The organism is Paenibacillus germinis (genome assembly GCF_013141785.1).
GTDB lineage: Bacteria > Bacillota > Bacilli > Paenibacillales > NBRC-103111 > Paenibacillus_E > Paenibacillus_E phytorum.
In genome coordinates, this window is record NZ_WHOC01000158.1 from 115,706 (window position 1) to 133,155 (window position 17,450).

The 17,450-nt window shown below is 45.6% G+C and carries 19 protein-coding genes; 8 read left to right on the forward strand and 11 right to left on the reverse strand.

Annotated features, from left to right (window positions below; translation table 11 throughout):
- From GC102_RS30090 to GC102_RS30100, 3 genes are all read right to left on the reverse strand, one after another.
- Nucleotides 1–723 (reverse strand): HAD-IA family hydrolase, encoded by a 723-nt coding sequence (locus GC102_RS30090; protein ID WP_171692768.1) that lies wholly within the window; start codon nucleotides 721–723, stop codon nucleotides 1–3.
- 171 nt (nucleotides 724–894) lie between these two features.
- Complete coding sequence (locus tag GC102_RS30095) at nucleotides 895–2,043, reverse strand: transglutaminase domain-containing protein (RefSeq protein WP_376769422.1); 1,149 nt, start codon at nucleotides 2,041–2,043, stop codon at nucleotides 895–897.
- 31 nt (nucleotides 2,044–2,074) lie between these two features.
- Nucleotides 2,075–2,509: a hypothetical protein gene (locus GC102_RS30100; protein ID WP_171692769.1), complete on the reverse strand. Its 435-nt coding sequence runs from the start codon at nucleotides 2,507–2,509 to the stop codon at nucleotides 2,075–2,077.
- Between the two features lie 321 nt (nucleotides 2,510–2,830).
- Between GC102_RS30100 and GC102_RS30105 the strand changes: the two genes are divergently transcribed.
- The gene (locus GC102_RS30105) at nucleotides 2,831–3,997 is read left to right on the forward strand and encodes an MFS transporter (protein ID WP_171692770.1); all 1,167 of its coding nucleotides are present in this window, start codon (nucleotides 2,831–2,833) and stop codon (nucleotides 3,995–3,997) included.
- A 168-nt stretch (nucleotides 3,998–4,165) separates the two neighbouring features.
- Nucleotides 4,166–4,519 carry a ribonuclease M5 gene (locus GC102_RS30110; RefSeq protein WP_171641005.1) on the forward strand — a complete coding sequence of 118 codons (354 nt, stop codon included), beginning with the start codon at nucleotides 4,166–4,168 and terminating at the stop codon, nucleotides 4,517–4,519.
- A 21-nt stretch (nucleotides 4,520–4,540) separates the two neighbouring features.
- Here GC102_RS30110 and GC102_RS30115 read toward each other — a convergent pair whose 3' ends face one another.
- The 8 genes from GC102_RS30115 to GC102_RS30150 form a co-directional block, all read right to left on the reverse strand.
- The gene (locus tag GC102_RS30115; RefSeq protein ID WP_171692771.1) at nucleotides 4,541–5,173 is read right to left on the reverse strand and encodes an SCO family protein; all 633 of its coding nucleotides are present in this window, start codon (nucleotides 5,171–5,173) and stop codon (nucleotides 4,541–4,543) included.
- A gap of 17 nt (nucleotides 5,174–5,190) precedes the next feature.
- Nucleotides 5,191–6,168: a heme o synthase gene (gene cyoE, locus GC102_RS30120; RefSeq protein ID WP_312883412.1), complete on the reverse strand. Its 978-nt coding sequence runs from the start codon at nucleotides 6,166–6,168 to the stop codon at nucleotides 5,191–5,193.
- A gap of 206 nt (nucleotides 6,169–6,374) precedes the next feature.
- On the reverse strand, nucleotides 6,375–7,229 hold the full coding sequence (locus GC102_RS30125; protein WP_171692772.1) for an urease accessory protein UreD: 855 nt from the start codon (nucleotides 7,227–7,229) through the stop codon (nucleotides 6,375–6,377).
- Nucleotides 7,222–7,881, reverse strand: coding sequence for an urease accessory protein UreG (gene ureG, locus GC102_RS30130; protein WP_171692773.1), 660 nt, complete (start codon nucleotides 7,879–7,881; stop codon nucleotides 7,222–7,224). Before ureG ends, GC102_RS30125 begins: the two co-directional genes overlap by 8 nt.
- A gap of 42 nt (nucleotides 7,882–7,923) precedes the next feature.
- Nucleotides 7,924–8,649 (reverse strand): urease accessory protein UreF, encoded by a 726-nt coding sequence (locus tag GC102_RS30135; RefSeq protein WP_246321193.1) that lies wholly within the window; start codon nucleotides 8,647–8,649, stop codon nucleotides 7,924–7,926.
- Between the two features lie 40 nt (nucleotides 8,650–8,689).
- On the reverse strand, nucleotides 8,690–10,372 hold the full coding sequence (ureC, locus tag GC102_RS30140; protein ID WP_216628221.1) for an urease subunit alpha: 1,683 nt from the start codon (nucleotides 10,370–10,372) through the stop codon (nucleotides 8,690–8,692).
- 13 nt (nucleotides 10,373–10,385) lie between these two features.
- Entirely contained in the window at nucleotides 10,386–10,769 is a 384-nt protein-coding gene (locus tag GC102_RS30145) for an urease subunit beta (protein WP_171692775.1), read from the reverse strand.
- Between the two features lie 33 nt (nucleotides 10,770–10,802).
- Nucleotides 10,803–11,105, reverse strand: coding sequence for an urease subunit gamma (locus tag GC102_RS30150; protein WP_029194808.1), 303 nt, complete (start codon nucleotides 11,103–11,105; stop codon nucleotides 10,803–10,805).
- Nucleotides 11,106–11,388: 283 nt separating this feature from the next.
- Here GC102_RS30150 and urtA point away from each other — a divergent pair, with 283 nt between their 5' ends.
- The 6 genes from urtA to GC102_RS30180 all read left to right on the forward strand — a co-directional run bounded on the left by urtA (nucleotide 11,389) and on the right by GC102_RS30180 (nucleotide 17,281).
- Nucleotides 11,389–12,663, forward strand: a complete 1,275-nt coding sequence (gene urtA, locus GC102_RS30155; RefSeq protein WP_171692776.1) for an urea ABC transporter substrate-binding protein — start codon at nucleotides 11,389–11,391, stop codon at nucleotides 12,661–12,663.
- 173 nt (nucleotides 12,664–12,836) lie between these two features.
- Nucleotides 12,837–13,742 carry an urea ABC transporter permease subunit UrtB gene (gene urtB, locus GC102_RS30160; protein WP_047681504.1) on the forward strand — a complete coding sequence of 302 codons (906 nt, stop codon included), beginning with the start codon at nucleotides 12,837–12,839 and terminating at the stop codon, nucleotides 13,740–13,742.
- Between the two features lie 20 nt (nucleotides 13,743–13,762).
- Entirely contained in the window at nucleotides 13,763–14,839 is a 1,077-nt protein-coding gene (gene urtC / locus GC102_RS30165; RefSeq protein WP_171692777.1) for an urea ABC transporter permease subunit UrtC, read from the forward strand.
- Nucleotides 14,840–14,888: 49 nt separating this feature from the next.
- Entirely contained in the window at nucleotides 14,889–15,680 is a 792-nt protein-coding gene (urtD, locus tag GC102_RS30170) for an urea ABC transporter ATP-binding protein UrtD (RefSeq protein WP_171692778.1), read from the forward strand.
- The gene (urtE, locus tag GC102_RS30175) at nucleotides 15,673–16,368 is read left to right on the forward strand and encodes an urea ABC transporter ATP-binding subunit UrtE (RefSeq protein ID WP_312883413.1); all 696 of its coding nucleotides are present in this window, start codon (nucleotides 15,673–15,675) and stop codon (nucleotides 16,366–16,368) included. Before urtD ends, urtE begins: the two co-directional genes overlap by 8 nt.
- Before the next feature lie 226 nt (nucleotides 16,369–16,594).
- The gene (locus GC102_RS30180) at nucleotides 16,595–17,281 is read left to right on the forward strand and encodes a response regulator transcription factor (protein WP_171692780.1); all 687 of its coding nucleotides are present in this window, start codon (nucleotides 16,595–16,597) and stop codon (nucleotides 17,279–17,281) included.
- Nucleotides 17,282–17,450 lie beyond the last annotated feature (169 nt).

Sequence of the window (17,450 nt, forward strand, 5' to 3'; positions counted from 1 at the left end):
TTACGCTATGGCTTGTTCATGAAACAACTCAAGCAGGGAATGAATACCCTCCCCTGTATGATAGGAATAACGGATAATTCGCACAGCATCGATACCGACTTGATTGGGCGCCCAGATATCATTCGTTTCATGGTCGCCGATATAAAGAATATCCTTAGCCTCTAACCCTGCCCTATCCAGGGCAAGCTGGAAAATCGCCGGATCTGGCTTCTCTAGACCCACTTCTGTTGAAACAATGACGGGGTCGAAATCATGCAAAATCCCCTTATCCTCCAATATGGCTTTCAAGGTAGGAGCAAAATTGCTGATAATCCCAATTCGAAAACCCTGTGCCTTCAAACCATCTAAGAATGGCTTAACATCATCAAACAATTCATAATACTCAGGTGCCGTGTAAATGTCGTAGAGCTCGTGGCAGCAGGTATAAATCTCTTCCTCTGACCACTCCTCATGAATGCCCAATTTATGAAGCACGTATTTATATAGATTGACCCAGAACTCACGATCTGACTCTGGACTGCAAGCCACGAAATTGTCCTGCTTATTCACATAATAAAAAAGACGAAAAGCTTCCGTAAATAGTTCACTAATATGAGCTTCATCACGATCCACAGATCGCAATTGTAAATACTGTTTGAGTATCGTCTGGGCTGCTGGAATCGTAAGTAAAGTGTCCCCTGCATCTAAGTAAATCATCTTATATTCCTGAAGTGGTCTCCGCATACAATCTCCCTCATTCTTATAAACAATCCTATCTTATTAGTGTACCACATTTAATCATCATATGAGAAAACCCTCCAGATCTATCCATGATTTCCCTTAAAAGATAGGTCGATTGATACAAAAGAAGCCCTCCTTTGATCTCCAAAGGAAAGGCTTCTTGCTGATATTTTTTTAAGCGTCTTTGATATGAGTTTGATCGAAGTTAGGCGGATTGAACCAGTTGCCCCCGCTTGCCACCCAGGTGGAATCTAGCGGAACCCAGCGATCAGACTCCTTCAGGTAAACCTCATTCCAAGCGTGAGGCCCATAGCTGCCCTGCCCGTCATAGCCTAGCCCCGTCACAACTTTCACATCAAGGCCGATGGATCTGGCCATCTGTGCATACAACCTAGAGTAGTCTATACAAACCCCTTCCTTGGTGTTGAAGGTATCCTCCGGCGTCTGTTCCTTCCAGATTCGTTTCTCTTCATAAAGAGTTACCTTATCCCAATCATATTGGATTCGGCTGCCTACCCATTTGTACAACAGCTTGGCCTTCTCTTCATCTGTCTTCCCACTGGCGGTTACTTCTTTTGCTGCATCTGCAATATTGCCTGGAACTTTCGCGTCTAGAACTTCATACTTACGCTGAAGGATATTCGTAAATTCCTGTTCCACAGCACGTGTGAACACGGGCACCTTGTCGGCAATGAAGTCACCCGTGAAAGGTGAAATGACTTCTTTTGCACCTTTTTGATACATCTGTGAGGATTCAATGTAGGGTGTGACCAAAGAGTGCGGGAATAACGTTACATAAATGAAAAGCACGGCAATAAGAATGAGCGCCCTAGCGATTCCTGCGACAGAACCAATGGCTCCACCAGAGACAGAACTAATAAAAGAATTGCTGCGCTCCCTGTAAGGATCACGATTAGCCAACCAGCTTCCTAACAAGGGATCAATCAACAGGTTCAGCAATTGCTTCACGATCATATAGCCAAGTAAAAACAATACACCGAAACGCAGCAGCGGGAAATCGCGGATACTCGTCATGGCTGTATAATAGATTTGTTTAAGCATGCTTATCCCTACGGATGGAATTTGCAAATTCTGCCCTTTCAACCAGGTTTGAATCACAGGCGATACCCACTGGACCCCTTTCCACGCGATAAACATGGACAGAATGACGATAACCGCCTCCACGAGCATAGACAGAAGATGTTTGGCTGAACCTGACCCTCCTCGGAAAAATCCTTGAACGACAGAGCCTACAAATGTGAGAACGATCACGATGGATATTAAATTTATCGAAGTTGATTGTAACCACGTCATATCCGCCATGATTTCTCACCATCCTATTTTTATAATCTTTTTACTGCTTAGCGTTTTTCTTTGCTTGCTCGATGAAAGCATTAACAGCTGCGTTCGCGTTCATCTTAAACGTTTTACCAAGAAAGGTGACTTGTACTTCATCCGTCCCTGCTTTGCCTTCCACCTTTAAGCTCTTCGTCGTAATAAGGAAGGAACCATCGGGATTCGCTTTAAATTGTGCATCTTTGGCTTCCGAGGTTAATGTACTGATAGCCTTATCTTTGATTTCATCGCCGACTTGCGAGACCACGCTTGCCCCAATATCCTTTATTTTATCCTTATAACTCGCTCCATAAACGACAAGAGCCCCAACAATCGCGATGACCAGAATCCATTTCACCACGGTTTTCACAATTCCGATCACGATAAAAAGCACAATAATAGCGGCAACAATTAAGTACCAACGATCCTGCGCAAAGGAAATCCACTGATCCAAACTAACCCCTCCTAATTATCCAAAAGTCCCTTCCTATCATACTACAGGGAATCCTTAATCTTCATCTCTTTTTTTCCTTAACATGGCTAACTTTCGTTCTATCTCCTCTGTTTTATCGACTCTACTTCTTGTCTTTCGAAAAGACTGCCTCAAGCGAAAAATCAGGAAAATAGCCGCGCCAGCGAGTAAAACAATCACGTATGCGTCCATAAAGCCTCCTAAAAACAGAAATGTGTCATTTGTATGGAAAGGTCATATCTATGGGACGAGCGGCGTACATCTTAAGAAGAGACAAGTCTAAATGATTGAGGTGGTGAGAACATGCGAACAGCTATTTGGTTGTACTTATTTATGTTTGTTGCTTTTTTCGATTTACACGCGCAGTACCCGATTCTTTCTCCCTTCGCCTTATCTTTAGGAGCAGCTCCTTCATTTATAGGGCTAATTATGGGCGTATATTCAATTACACACTTGCCTGGAAATCTAATCGCTGGCTATGGCGTAGACAAATACGGAAGTAAAATCTTTATTGTCTTTAGCCTGATTGTAGCAGGGATCATCTTACTTTTTCAATCCAATGTGAAAGATCCTTGGCACTTGCTATACATTCGTTCGATTAGCGGATTCGTACTCGCTTTCTTATCCCCTGCTTGCTTATCGCTGCTTGCACGCATAGCCAAGGATCGCATCCATCAAAGTAAACTGATGGCTGGCAATGGTCTCATACATACCCTTGCTTCCGTGGTATCTCCAGCAGCAGGCGCTGTCTTGGTTGCCAAAATCGGATTTACAACAGCCTTCTCCGTGTTAGGTTGGATTCTTATTATCACAGGCATACTTGCGATCTTCGGTGTGAAAGAAAAGCAGCTCCTAGCACAAACAGGAAGCAAATCCCCCATCTTAGATCATCATGGTCATGGCATGCTGAGTGATGAATCAGATCTACCCGCCAACGTAACGATTCCGTGGTTATTCTTTCTCATTCCGATGGCACTCTCTTGCTCGCAAGGCATTCTTTTCTTTGAGCTTCCACTCATGCAGTCGGCCAGAGACTCTATCCTAACGTCCGGCGTTTTTTTCACTTTAATCAGTTTGGGTGCCCTTTTAAGCATCAGCTTCTGGTTCTTAAATAAGATCCCCCCATTTATCCGAACGGTCTGTGGTAGTATATCGCTTGCGATCGTTTTCTTCGGTTTAGCCATTCAGTGGCCGATACCGCTAACTGTTTCCCTTTTCCTAATCGGAATGGCGAAAGGTGTCATTTATCCCGCTCTCGCTGCCCTTCTTGCCGGTATAACAAGCAGCAATCGTTATGGACGCGTCTTTTCCCTTCTTTCCATCTCCTATTCAGTTGGCGCCTTTATAGGTCCAATGATGGCCGGACAGCTTCGTGACCACATTTCCTCTTACTTCATCGCGTTCTTCATCTTAATGCTAGCACTTTCCCTCTTACCGCTGCGCACATTTAAAACGCCTATCACAACGTAATTTCCGATAAAATGGCGGCTTGAGCTTATCAAGCCGTCTTTTGCGCTGTCAATCCCTGTCATTTCCCGGGAAATTACACAATCATATTTGCCAAATCGTCGAATGAAATCCTTGGATCACTTGCGAAAACGGGTTATACTACAAAAAAACCTAAAGCGAGGAAATCCCATGTCGATTGTCATCATTGTAGAAGGTAAAAATGATAAAAGCCGTTTAAAACGCGTGGTTGATGAAAATGTCATGATCCTGTGTACATTCGGTACCCCAAGCTCGTTAACTCTGGAAGAACTGAGAAAAAAAGCGGAAGACAATCCTGTTTTCATATTTACGGATAATGACTCTTCCGGCAAAAAAATACGTTTTCTATTGCGAGAAACGTTTCCAGACGCAGAACAAATTTATACACGCAGAGGGTATGCTGGCGTGGAAGGAACACCTGAGGAATACATCATTCAGCAATTAGAAAAAGCAGGACTGGATGAGTATATCAAATACCCTGCTCCAGACCCTGCTTTTGAATAGTTAATATCATGAAGGATTGACTTACTTTCCTTTAGATAAGGTCACGACATCTTTGACAATATGGTCAACATCCAACTCTGGGTTGCTCGCATCATAATAATTCCGGAGTTTTCCTTTTGGGTCAACCAGCAAAATAGCATTCGAATGCGAGAAATTACCATCTTTTTCTTTGATCACCATAATGCCGAAATCTTCCGCAAGCTTGTGAATTTTCGATTCCTCGCCACGCAGGAATGTCCACCCACCCGGAACTGGCTTCGATTCAAATCGGTTACCGAATTCTTTAAGCACTTCCGGTGTATCTCGTTTTGGATCGACTGTTATGGATACAATTTCCGCTTTAGTACCCAGCAAATCTTTTTTCTTCAAAGATTCCTGAACCTGAGAAAGCAAGAAAGTCGTCGGCATGCAAACATCTGGGCAAAAGGAATAAAAGAAGTATACAAGTCTAACTTTACCATCCATATCCTGAGAGGAAACAGGTTTACCGTCTAAGTCCTGCAGTTGAAACGAAGGAGCTTGTTTCATTGCTGTTAATCGTTGGTCAGGTTCACTGCCGTTTGCCCATAATTTATATGCAAATGATGCAATCATGGCAATTAATATAGCGCCCAGCGCTAATTTAAACCAGTTTTTCCCTAGAAACGTATTCATTACTTTAGCCCTCAATTCTAACTAATTTTCACAGTATCAATGACCATGAGGAACGATAAGAGAGTTAAATACAACAGAGAGAACAGGAACATACGCTTTGCCCATACCACTTCAGCCTCACCTGTTGCCTTAAAGCCTTTGATACTCATGAAAGCCCAAATTAATCCTAAGATAGTTGATGCGAATAAAAATAAGTAACCTAGATATCCATAAGCCGTTAACATCACGGTTACAGGAACAAGTAAAACCACATAACGCACCATACTAATCTTGGTCACGTAGGTCCCCTTCACGACGGGTAAAAGCGGGAATCCTGCAGCGCGATATTCTTCCATACGGCGAATCCCAAGAGCCCAGAAATGCGGAGGCTGCCAGAGGAATAAGAAAGCAAAAAGGAGAATAGCTCCAAGATCAACCGTACCACTTACAGCACAGTACCCAATAACGGGAGGTGTAGCACCAGAGAATGCCCCCACGAATGTACTCCATACCGAAGTTCTCTTAAACCATGCTGTATAGAGCCAAACATACAAGAACAGGCCAATCAGTCCGATCAATGTTGCAAGTGGCGACTGAGCTCCAAAATATAGGACTCCAAGACCGATCGTTCCTAGAATAATACCGTACCATAGAACGACATTAGCGCTCATTCTTCCGCTTGGAAGAGCTCTATTCTGAGTCCGCTCCATCTTCGCATCCATTTCACGGTCTAAATAATTGTTGAGCACCGTTCCTCCTGCCATTACAAGAGCTGTTCCTAGCATGGTCATAATAAGGTGTACCCAGCTTACATCCCAATGTGCCGCCATCCAATAGCCAGCAAAAGCTGTCATTAGATTGGAATAAATAATGCCTGGCTTAACCAAGCGATAAAAATCTTTCAAGGTCACAGGCTCAGCCGATGCTTGAATATTGCTAGCTTCTATGGATTCTGTCCCAATAGACCCTTGTGACGAACCGTTCGAAACGCTTTCGTAGCTAACTTGATTTCCCACGTAAACGTCCTCCTCTATGTCGAATTTCCGAGCAAACTGAATAATGAACATTCTCATCATACCAACCCTTACAACGTTTGACAATGAAGTGCAGCCAGTTGTCATCATATTGTCGATTCTCCTTCCAGTATGCGTGGAAAATGATCGGAACATTCGATTCCATGTAAAAAGGAGCCCCCAGGGCCCCCTTCAATCGTTTAATCCTATTATTTATTAACCATAAGTGGCGTTAATGCTAATAAGCTGAGGCGAATATCATGCCATGCCTTCGTCAAAGCCAGCTGTAATTCCCAAGCATGTCTTCCCATGACTGTGACGATTAAACCGTATTTATGCGTAAGACTAGCTCCTATGCGGACCTCTACACCTTCAAGCTTCTCAAGACTCTCCAATACTTTCTCAAGATGCAGCTGTTTAAGACGATCCGAGAAAATGTACAGATTACCGAGATGTGTCTCCCGCTCCCAGCAGCCTGGCGCTGATAGCTGCATGGTCTGTGGTTCAATTCTTTGATTCTGATAAAAAATCAATTCCTTGCCGTGCCAGACTTTCATACGATTCATATAACGGGAATACTGAAATATTTCGCCTCGCTGCGTTCGTCCAGGACAACATACATCCGAGAGAATCAACGCAGACCCCAGTGATAAATGAACATCCATTTCTGCGACTAGGCTTGCATCCTTATAGAGCATTAAGGGCTCCGGAATGTATTCCAGCAGTGCGTCAGCTTCCAAATGCAGCGTCTGACGCTGCGTACTTCCATGACCAACTTCAGACGGATGCACCTTCGTGAACGATTGGTTCGTTAGAAAAACACGTGCGCCCTCTCCAAGGCGCACGTTGATTTCATAATGATCCCCCGACATGAGTCCTGGGGAGCAGTCCATCATATAGACGCCCAATTGATCCGCAGGGTGGGCGTCCTGGATGAGCGTTTCGTTCTCGTAACGAAACGTTTTGGCGATTTTGAGCGGGGAGGCGTGGTATTTGTGGACGAGCTGCGTCAAGCCGCTGCGTACCGCAAATTCCGCCTTAATCTCCCCCGTCACGCTAGGCATGGCTGAACTCCTGTTCCACCCATGTGACAATATCGTCCAAACCTGTACCGCCCATCAGGTTTGAGAAAATATACGGACGGTCGCCGCGCATCTTCTTCGTATCCGAATCCATTACTTCCAGGCTGGCGCCTACATACGGGGCTAGATCGATTTTGTTGATAATCAGCATATCGGAACGCATAATGCCAGGACCGCCTTTTCGCGGTATTTTTTCCCCTTGGGCGACATCTATAATGTAGATGAAACGATCTACCAGCTCTGGGCTGAACGCTGCAGCCAAATTATCGCCGCCGCTCTCGATGAAAATAATATCGAGATTCTCGAATCGCTTCTCCAGCTCTTCGATGGCTTCGAAATTCATCGAAGCATCCTCACGGATCGCTGTATGCGGGCATCCGCCTGTTTCTACCCCAATAATGCGGTCCTCGGGCAGTGCCTCGGAGCTAATCAAAATACGGGCATCTTCCTTCGTGTAGATATCATTCGTGATCACCGCAATACTGTAGCGGTTGTTGAGTTTCCGAGCCAGCCGCTCCACTAGCGCTGTTTTACCAGAACCAACAGGCCCGCCGATTCCAATGCGCATTGGGCGACTCCGATCCACGGCTGGTTTTTCCCATTGGTGGTGATGATGACCTTGACCTTGACACATAGTCATTCCTCCTAAAATTATGATTAGGGCATAATTGCCTCATTAAGACATGAATAATCGCGAATACAGCGTTTCGTGCTGCATCATAGCCAGATCTGCGGCTGGTGAATTCGTATACGCATCCAAGGGATCCAAATGCGCTACACGCTGCCACTCGCTTCCGGTCAAAGGAAGCAGCTTCGCAAGAAGAATTTGTCCTTGGGTTTGCCCCATGGACATGAGTCGGAGCGCACTGTTGATGCAGGTCATAATACAGCTGTAAAGATAACCTTCCGCCGCTTGATGTAAGGGCACACCAAGGTGATAACTCACCCATCCATGGACAATCGGATGATTGGAGCTGCAGTTGCCGGCTTTCACAGCTTCGTCCAGAGGCAGCCAGTTCAGATCTGGATACATCGAGCGCGATAGTTGGAGCAGCCTGCGGCCCATCTTTTGAACGCCGCTCCTCGCTTCACTCGATACACGCTGCACATGCAGCATGTGGTCGATTTCCCAAAGCTGCTCCCATCCCTGTCTTGGAATATGGGTATAGGCTGCTTTGATTACCATTGCATCTGACGTTGCCCAGCTACCCGCGAGCATCGTGCGAATATAAGCTTCGAGTTCTTCAATCGTTACTAATCGCTCTTGCTGTACGAGTGTTTCCAAACCAAAGGAATGAGAGAATCCGCCAATGGGCAATGCTGAATCCAGAAGCTGCTGATAAGCGAGCCAGTGAAACCTCGGCGTCATCTCTTCAATGAATGTCGTTGTCTGTGTTGTCATCGCTTTATATCGTCACCTCGATCAGGGACTTCCTACTCTTTTAAAATAAGAAATATAACTGCGCCATCGGCAGCTCGGTTGCCGGCTCACACGTAATCGCTTCCCCATCAACTTTCACTTCGTAGGTCTCTGGGTTTACTTCTATAGAAGGCGTTCCGTTATTATGAATCATGTCTTTCTTCGATATATGGCGACACCCTTTCACAGGCTCGACACGCTTTTGCAGACCTAATTTCTGAGCGATGCCACGATCATATGCTGCTTGAGAGACGAAAGTAATCGAGCTTTGCGTCAAAGCTCTACCAAAAGCAGCAAACATCGGACGCCCAAATACAGGCTGCGGTGTTGGAATTGAAGCGTTCGGATCTCCCATCTGAGCGTAGGCAATGCTACCGCCTTTGAGTACAAGATCCGGCTTAACCCCGAAGAACATCGGGCTCCAAATGACAAGATCCGCGAATTTCCCAGGCTCAATGGAACCGACAAGGTGCGAAACACCATGTGTAATCGCCGGATTTATTGTATATTTGGCGATGTAACGTTTAATTCGGAAATTGTCGCCTTCTTCTGTATCGGGAGCCAGCGGCCCACGCTGTTTCCTCATCTTATCGGCCGTTTGCCATGTACGAATAATGACCTCGCCAACCCGCCCCATTGCTTGGGAATCTGAGCTTAGCATGCTGAAGACACCTAGATCATGAAGAATATCTTCCGCAGCAATCGTTTCCGGGCGAATTCGAGAATCCGCGAAAGCAACATCCTCGGGAATACGGCTGTCCAAATGATGACACACCATGAGCATATCCAAATGCTCTTCAATCGTGTTGATCGTATACGGACGTGTCGGGTTTGTAGAAGACGGCAGTACGTTAAGCTCAGCAGCCGCACGGATAATATCCGGCGCATGCCCCCCGCCTGCTCCTTCGGTATGATACGTATGAATCGTACGGCCCTTGATAGCTGCGAGTGTATCCTCGAGAAATCCCGCTTCATTTAATGTATCGGTATGAATAGCTACTTGAACGTCATATTGATCCGCTGCTTCGAGACAATTGTCGATTGCCGCCGGCGTCGTTCCCCAATCTTCATGAAGCTTCAAACCAATAGCTCCCGCTTCTATTTGTTCCGTCAACGGAGCTAGAAAAGAAGCATTACCTTTACCCGTAAAGCCCAAGTTCATGGGAAAAGCTTCAGCTGCCTCCAGCATACGCTGCATGTGCCAAGCACCGGGTGTACAGGTTGTAGCATTCGTACCTGTGGCAGGCCCTGTCCCTCCACCTATCATCGTCGTCACGCCAGAAGAAAGCGCCGTTTCAATTTGCTGGGGACAAATAAAATGAATGTGAGCATCGATCCCGCCCGCGGTTACAATTTTACCTTCACCCGCAATGACTTCCGTGCTTGCGCCCACGATCATATTGGGATGCACGCCATCCATGATGTCCGGGTTCCCCGCTTTACCGATACCCACGATATGACCATCCTTGATGCCGATATCTCCTTTGACAATACCCCAGTGATCAATTATGACAGCATTCGTAATCAGGGTATCCAGAACACCTTGATCGCGGGTTGCACCGCTGGATTGCCCCATCCCGTCGCGAATGACCTTGCCGCCGCCAAATTTACATTCATCACCGTATACGGTGTAATCATGCTCGATTTGTGCCCATAGCTCGGTATCAGCCAAACGAATGGCATCTCCCGTTGTAGGTCCGAACATTAACGCATAACTTTTACGATCTATTCGATTCACCGGGCTTTCCCTCCCATGCTTGCCATCTTTCTCTCGCAGCACTTGTCATATTTCCATTAGCTGCTAAGCCTTGACTCAAGTTATTTAGTCCATAAGAAAGTTTGGCTCCGCCAAGTTCAACTAACTGAATAGGTTTCTGTTCTCCTGGCTCAAAACGGACAGCCGTTCCCGCTGGAATGTCCAACCTCATGCCATAGGCTTGTTCTCTCGAGAAGTCCAAAGCTCTGTTCACTTCAAAAAAATGAAAATGCGAGCCGACCTGAATGGGTCGATCTCCTGTATTCGTAACGATAAGATCAATCGTTTGTCTTCCTATATTCATTTCAATATATCCCTTGACTGTTCGATATTCTCCTGGAACCATCTTCTCGCCCCTTTCGATTAATCATTTGTATAGTTAGGTTATTGGTTCGTGTACGGTTACTAATTTGGTCCCGTCGGGAAACGTAGCCTCTACCTGTACCTCATGAATCATTTGAGGTACACCTTCCATAACTTGCTCCGCTCTGAGAATCGTTGTGCCGAATGCCATCAATTGAGCAACGGTCAATCCATCCCTGGCCCCTTCCATAATCTCGGATGTTAGCAGCGCTATGCTTTCGGGATAATTCAGTTTTAAGCCTCTGGCAAGTCTTCGGCGCGCTAGATCAGCAGCCACAGTAATGAGCAGCTTTTCTTTCTCTCTCTCCGTTAAATGCACATCTTCACCTCATTAAAATCCGAATAATGGTAATCCTTTATCCTTATTATATTCGTGTATTCTAGGATTGTAAATCATTAATGTTAGATATCATTACATGAAAACAATGATTTCTGACGTCATTTTTCGCATTTTATGTGATTTTCACAAAGGAATAGCTAGTTTTTGTGCGTTGTTAACAAAAAAGCTTTAATTGATGTTATCTATATTGACACCAACTTGTTTCCCACTTTATCATAAGCCTTGTAATCCAAATCTTGTAAGCAAAGGGAGTGGGACGTGAATGAGAGAGATACGAAACAAAGGTAAGCTCACAGTCGCTTTGAGTATGGCTTTGATGATGGTCATGGCTGGCTGTGCAAAGACAGAGCCAACTACATCCACGACAACTACACCTATGGCGACAAAAGCCGCTGAAGCAAAGGCGGAGACGAAGGATGAAACTGTACCTGTTGGGATTCTTCACTCACTAACAGGCACAATGTCCATAAGCGAGGTGTCTGTAAGAGATGCAGAACTTATGGCAATTGACGAAATTAATGCAGCTGGGGGACTCTTAGGTAAAAAAATCAAGCCCGTGATTGAAGACGGTGCATCCGATTGGCCGACTTTTGCAGAGAAAACGAAGAAGTTACTGCAAAAAGACAGCGTCGTAACCATCTTTGGCTGCTGGACATCTGCCAGCCGCAAAGCTGTGCTTCCGGTCGTCGAACAAAACAAAGGATTACTGTGGTATCCGGTACAGTATGAAGGCGTGGAATCATCACCTAATATCTTCTACATTGGCGCAACAACGAACCAACAAATTATCCCCGCGGTAACTTGGCTTCTTCAAAACAAAGGCAAGAAATTCTACCTTCTTGGTTCCGATTATGTCTTCCCAAGAACAGCCAACAAAATTATTAAAGAGCAGTTGAAAGCCGAAGGCGGATCGCTTGTTGCTGAAGAATACACACCTCTTGGACACACGGACTACAATACAATCATTAGTAAAATCAAAAAAGAGAAACCAGATGTCATTTTCAATACACTGAACGGCGACAGTAACGTAGCCTTCTTCAAGCAATTGAAAGATGCAGGCATTTCATCCAAAGATCTAACAACAATGTCCGTAAGTATCGCGGAGGAAGAGGTTCGCGGTATTGGAGCATCTGTCCTAGATGGACACTATACAGCTTGGAATTACTACCAAACAACAGATACACCTGAGAATAAAAAATTCGTTGAAGCTTACAAAGCTAAATACGGTAAAGACCGTGTTACGGATGATCCGATCGAAGCTGGTTACACGGCCGTTTACTTATGGGCTGCTGCTGTTAAGAAAGCAGGATCCTTTGATGTAGAGAAAGTGAAAGCTGCTGCCAAAGGTATCGAGTTTAACGCACCTGAAGGTAAAGTGGTTATAGATGGAGAGAATCAACATATTTCCAAAACGGCACGTATCGGTCAAATTACGGCTGATGGCCAAATCAAAGAAATATGGAACTCCGGTCAACCACTCAAACCAGATCCTTTCCTCAAAACATACCCTTGGGGCGGAGATGTTACGAAAAAATAAAGTTAGTTATTGGGGCCAGGACTGCCTAAGGGCAGTCCTGGATTTCACCAAAATATAAGAAATTATATGTTTCACACGATAAGTCGGCTATATTTCTGGATAAACGCCCCCGTCCAAGAAGGACGGGGTAGACGTTTATTTAGTTTACTTGGGGTTTACTGGGAGGGATTATCATGAGTCTGCTGCTTCTACAATTATTTAACGGTCTAAGCCTTAGCTCCATTCTGTTGTTGATCGCCATCGGTCTTGCGATTACATTCGGCTTGATGAATGTTATGAATATGGCACATGGCGAATTCATTATGATCGGCGCCTACATGGCTTATCTAGTCCAGCAGTGGTTCCAGAAGTTTCTACCGGCCTCCGCTTTCGGATGGTATTTCATCGTGTCGTTAGGTGTTGCCTTTGCGGTAGCCTTCTTCGTCGGCTGGCTGCTCGAAGTTTTTCTCATTCGATTCATGTACGGCAGACCGTTAGACAGCCTGCTTGCTACATGGGGAGTAAGCCTTGCCTTGCAACAGCTTGCACGCACCATCTTCGGTGCTCCTAATGTGGCTGTTAAGGCACCCGAATGGTTGGAAGGCGGACTTCATTTATCGGCCGACCTCATTCTCCCCTACAAACGCCTCTTTATTATTGCTTTGGTTGCGCTTTGTATCTTGGTGATTTATATGTACCTGTACCACTCTGCCGGAGGAAGACGCATGAGAGCTGTTATGCAAAATCGTGAAATGGCTGCTTGTCTCGGTATTTCCACACGCAGAGTAGATGCTCAGTCCTTCGCTTTTGGATCCGCTATGGCAGGAATTGCCGGATGCGCCTTAACGCTGCTTGGACCCATTGGACCAACTATAGGCACTTATTATATTGTGGATGCGTTCATGGTTGTTGTACTTGGTGGAATAGGTAAGCTGATTGGAACCGTAGCAGGAGCATTAGGTATTGGGGTTTTCAATACAGCTTTGGAATATACAACAAGTGCTACGCTAGGTAAAGTGCTTGTTTTTACGCTTATAATCGCCTTCTTGCAGTGGAAACCGATGGGACTTGTGACGATCCGTTCAAGATCCTTAGATTGAGAAAGGATGTGGCATCTTCCATGCTCTTAACGGGAAAATCCAAGCTCAAATTGATCGTCTATTCCGTTTTTTTGATCGCTATCGCTCTGGCTCCTCTGTTCATGTCAGACTTCCGACTTTCCCTACTTGGCAAGTTTCTCGCTTATGCCATCATTGCCATGGGAATTGATCTTATTTGGGGCTATACCGGGATTCTTAGCCTTGGCCATGGCGTCTACTTTGGACTTGGCGCTTATTGTATGGCTATGCATCTTAAGCTTGCCGCGACGCCAGACCAACTGCCGGATTTCATGTCATGGAGCGGTGTTGAAAGCCTCCCCTGGTTCTGGGTTCCTTTCCATAACGCAGGCGCTGCATTCCTTCTTGCCCTCATTGTTCCAATGATCGTCGCGTTCATCTTAGGATATTTTACATTCCGCAACCGCATTAAAGGTGCTTTCTTCTCCATTTTGTCACAGGCGTTGGTCATTATTACCGTAACGTTATTCGTTGGCCAACAAGGCTATACAGGTGGAACTAACGGACTAACCAATTTCACCACCTTTCTTGGATTAAACCTGCAATCACAATCTACGAAATTATTATTTTTCTATCTCACTTTAGCTGTTGTTGTTGTCGTTCTTATCCTATGCAGTCTACTCGTCACCAGCCGTATGGGGAACATTCTCACAGCCATTCGTGATGGTGAAAATCGGGTCCGCTTTATTGGCTACAATCCAGTCACTTATAAAGTATTCATTTACTGCGCTTCAGCCGGATTAGCCGGACTTTCCGGCGTGCTCTTCGTCCTTCAGGAAGGCATTATCTCACCCGCACAAATGGGCATTGTCCCTTCGATTGAGATGGTTCTTTGGGTGGCTATCGGGGGGCGTGCAACGATCGGAGGCGCTGTTCTTGGAGCGTTAATCACCAACGCAGCCAAAACAACGTTTAGCGAAGCTTACCCCGCCTGGTGGCCGATTATGCTCGGAGCCATGTTCATTATTGTTGTACTGCTGCTGCCCAAAGGAATCGTTGGTATGATCACACACTACACCTCCAATTGGAAAAAACCAGTGCTTCCTAAGCCGATTTCTTCATCGCATGAAGCAAGCTGACCATACACCAAGTCCTTAATGTTATGAAACTTGAAGGGGGAACATCCCAATGCTAGGACAATTAGCGAAACAACAACCTGTAACCGGAGAGAAAATCCTTAGCGTTAAAGGGCTTGAAGTGAGCTTTGACGGTTTTAAAGCCTTACGCAATCTGGACTTTTCCTTGCAATATGGAGAGCTTCGGTTTCTCATTGGGCCGAACGGAGCAGGTAAAACAACGCTCTTAGATGTCATTTGCGGGAAAGTGAAGCCTTCGCAAGGTCACGTTTATTTCAAAGAATCAATTGATCTTACCAAGCACCAAGAACACCAAATTGCACAGCTCGGCATTGGACGTAAATTCCAAGCACCTTCCGTTTTCTCAACATTAACCGTTTTTGAAAATTTGGCTCTTTCTATGAAACAGCAGCGCGGCCTCCTTAGCGCTCTATGGACCAAGACGACGAGTGAACAGCGAGACCGCTTGCATCTCCGACTCGAGATGATTGGCCTGCAAAGCAAAGTCAAAGAGCGCGCAGGGTCACTCTCTCATGGCGAGAAACAGTGGCTTGAAATCGGGATGCTGCTCATGCAGGAGCCCGATCTACTGCTGCTGGACGAACCTGCCGCTGGCATGACAGATAGCGAAACCGAGAAAACAGGTGAGCTGCTGCACGAAATAGCGGCCAATCAGACGATCATCGTAGTTGAACACGACATGGCGTTTGTTCGTAAGTTCGCTAGAACGGTCACGGTACTTCATGAAGGCACCGTGCTTCGAGAAGGCACGATGCAGGATATTCAGAATGATGATAAGGTTGCTGAAGTTTATCTTGGAAGGAGAGTGGAACGCGGTGCTTAACCTTCAAAAGATAGAAGCCGGTTACGGTGAGAGTATGGTTGTACGCCATGTCAACCTTCAGGTGAAACCTGGGCAAATCGTTTGTCTAATGGGCCGCAACGGTGTAGGGAAATCCACACTCATGAAGAGCATTATGGGACTCATTCAGCCGAGGTCCGGCACGATCCATTATAACGAACGAAACATAACGTCCTTCCCACCGGATCGACGAGCCAAATTAGGGATCGGCTACGTGCCGCAAGGACGGGAGATTTTCCCACAGCTTACGGTCGAGGAAAACCTGCTTCTTGGACTTGAAGCTGCAACAGATGGAAGAAAAAAGCTCCCAGATTCTCTCTTCGAAACCTTCCCCGTGCTTCGTCAAATGCTTCACCGCAAAGGAGGCGACCTCAGCGGCGGACAGCAGCAGCAATTAGCGATAGCCCGTGCCTTAGCCCCGGACCCCAAGCTGCTGCTGCTGGATGAGCCGATGGAGGGCATCCAGCCTTCTATTGTCATGGAGATTGAAGCCATCATAGAATCAATCAAGCGCAGTCGAGAAATTGCCGTATTGCTGGTCGAACAAAGCTTAGAGTTCGCTACAAGCATCGCCGATTACTATTATGTATTGGACCGGGGGACAATAGCCGCCGAAGGTTATGCCGAGCATTTGAGCGAAGATCAAGTCCGAAAGCATTTAACGGTATGATTCTCCTTACATGGACTCACATTATAAAAGGAAGCTGGATTACTTGACCTATGTAATTAGGCGTCAAGTACCGTCCAGCTTCTTTTTTTTCATACGAAGGAACTAATTATGAAGTTAAACTGGACGTCACAAAATGGATAATGATAACATGCATATATAGGATCGAATGTTGCGTCCGGCATATCGAGCACCGAACTTTTGGATGGAAAAGGAGGGGGGAACGTTTATGTCTAAAATTTTAATTATTGAAGATGATTTAAGCATTGGTGAAATGATGTCGATTTATTTGTACGAAGAAGGCTATCAAGTTATGCGTGCGGAAACTGGACGTCAAGGCGAAATGTTATTCCGAGATTTCGAACCCGATGTCATCGTGCTTGATATTATGCTGCCTGATGTTGACGGGATTCAGCTATGCACAGACTTCCGAAATTCGTCAACCATCCCCATTCTTATGGTATCCGCCAAAAATGAGGTCTCCGATCGCGTCAAAGGCCTGCAGACTGGCGCTGATGATTACCTATGTAAACCATTCTCAATGAGGGAACTGTCAGCAAGAATACAAGCATTACTGCGACGTTCTCATGCTTTTCCTCCGCCAGCTCAATCTACCGCTACGACCGAGCAAATCGTTCATCTGGATCTTGAGAAGCGCTGTCTTTTTGTACATAGCAAAATCATAGAGACCACTTTCTCTGAATTTGAAATTATGAAACTTTTTTGGCAGAATCAAGGACGAGTATACAGCCGGGAGGAGCTTTTAAACCGGGTCCGTGGTTTCGATTCCTATGTAACTGAACGTGCAATCGATGTACATATCGCAAACCTTCGCAAAAAAATAGAAGCTGATCCCAAAGAACCGAAATATATAAAGACGGTTTGGGGTGTCGGTTATAAATTTCTACTTACGTAAGCTCCCAATGGGGCTTTTTTTTGTTTGAGATAATTCAGCAATAACCAGTCACCAAATGGGCAGATGCACAATATGATGATTATGGATAATGACACGAATTAAGCATCTGTTTCACATTTCAATTATGAAGAAAGCTTTCTCAAGGAAAGCTCAAGGAGGAAATACGATC

What these genes read in the sequence shown, in the direction of transcription:
- ureC (WP_216628221.1), bottom strand. Translation starts at nt 10,372, where the DNA reads ATGTTCGGACCTACAACGGGAGATGCCATTCGTTTGGCTGATACCGAG.
- GC102_RS30180 (WP_171692780.1), top strand. Translation starts at nt 16,595, where the DNA reads ATGTCTAAAATTTTAATTATTGAAGATGATTTAAGCATTGGTGAAATG.
- GC102_RS30115 (WP_171692771.1), bottom strand. Translation starts at nt 5,173, where the DNA reads ATGAATACGTTTCTAGGGAAAAACTGGTTTAAATTAGCGCTGGGCGCT.
- urtC (WP_171692777.1), top strand. Translation starts at nt 13,763, where the DNA reads ATGCTCTTAACGGGAAAATCCAAGCTCAAATTGATCGTCTATTCCGTT.
- GC102_RS30090 (WP_171692768.1), bottom strand. Translation starts at nt 723, where the DNA reads ATGCGGAGACCACTTCAGGAATATAAGATGATTTACTTAGATGCAGGG.
- urtB (WP_047681504.1), top strand. Translation starts at nt 12,837, where the DNA reads ATGAGTCTGCTGCTTCTACAATTATTTAACGGTCTAAGCCTTAGCTCC.
- GC102_RS30105 (WP_171692770.1), top strand. Translation starts at nt 2,831, where the DNA reads ATGCGAACAGCTATTTGGTTGTACTTATTTATGTTTGTTGCTTTTTTC.
- GC102_RS30125 (WP_171692772.1), bottom strand. Translation starts at nt 7,229, where the DNA reads ATGCCTAGCGTGACGGGGGAGATTAAGGCGGAATTTGCGGTACGCAGC.
- urtA (WP_171692776.1), top strand. Translation starts at nt 11,389, where the DNA reads ATGAGAGAGATACGAAACAAAGGTAAGCTCACAGTCGCTTTGAGTATG.
- GC102_RS30095 (WP_376769422.1), bottom strand. Translation starts at nt 2,043, where the DNA reads ATGGCGGATATGACGTGGTTACAATCAACTTCGATAAATTTAATATCC.
- ureG (WP_171692773.1), bottom strand. Translation starts at nt 7,881, where the DNA reads ATGTGTCAAGGTCAAGGTCATCATCACCACCAATGGGAAAAACCAGCC.
- GC102_RS30110 (WP_171641005.1), top strand. Translation starts at nt 4,166, where the DNA reads ATGTCGATTGTCATCATTGTAGAAGGTAAAAATGATAAAAGCCGTTTA.
- GC102_RS30135 (WP_246321193.1), bottom strand. Translation starts at nt 8,649, where the DNA reads ATGACAACACAGACAACGACATTCATTGAAGAGATGACGCCGAGGTTT.
- GC102_RS30145 (WP_171692775.1), bottom strand. Translation starts at nt 10,769, where the DNA reads ATGGTTCCAGGAGAATATCGAACAGTCAAGGGATATATTGAAATGAAT.
- urtD (WP_171692778.1), top strand. Translation starts at nt 14,889, where the DNA reads ATGCTAGGACAATTAGCGAAACAACAACCTGTAACCGGAGAGAAAATC.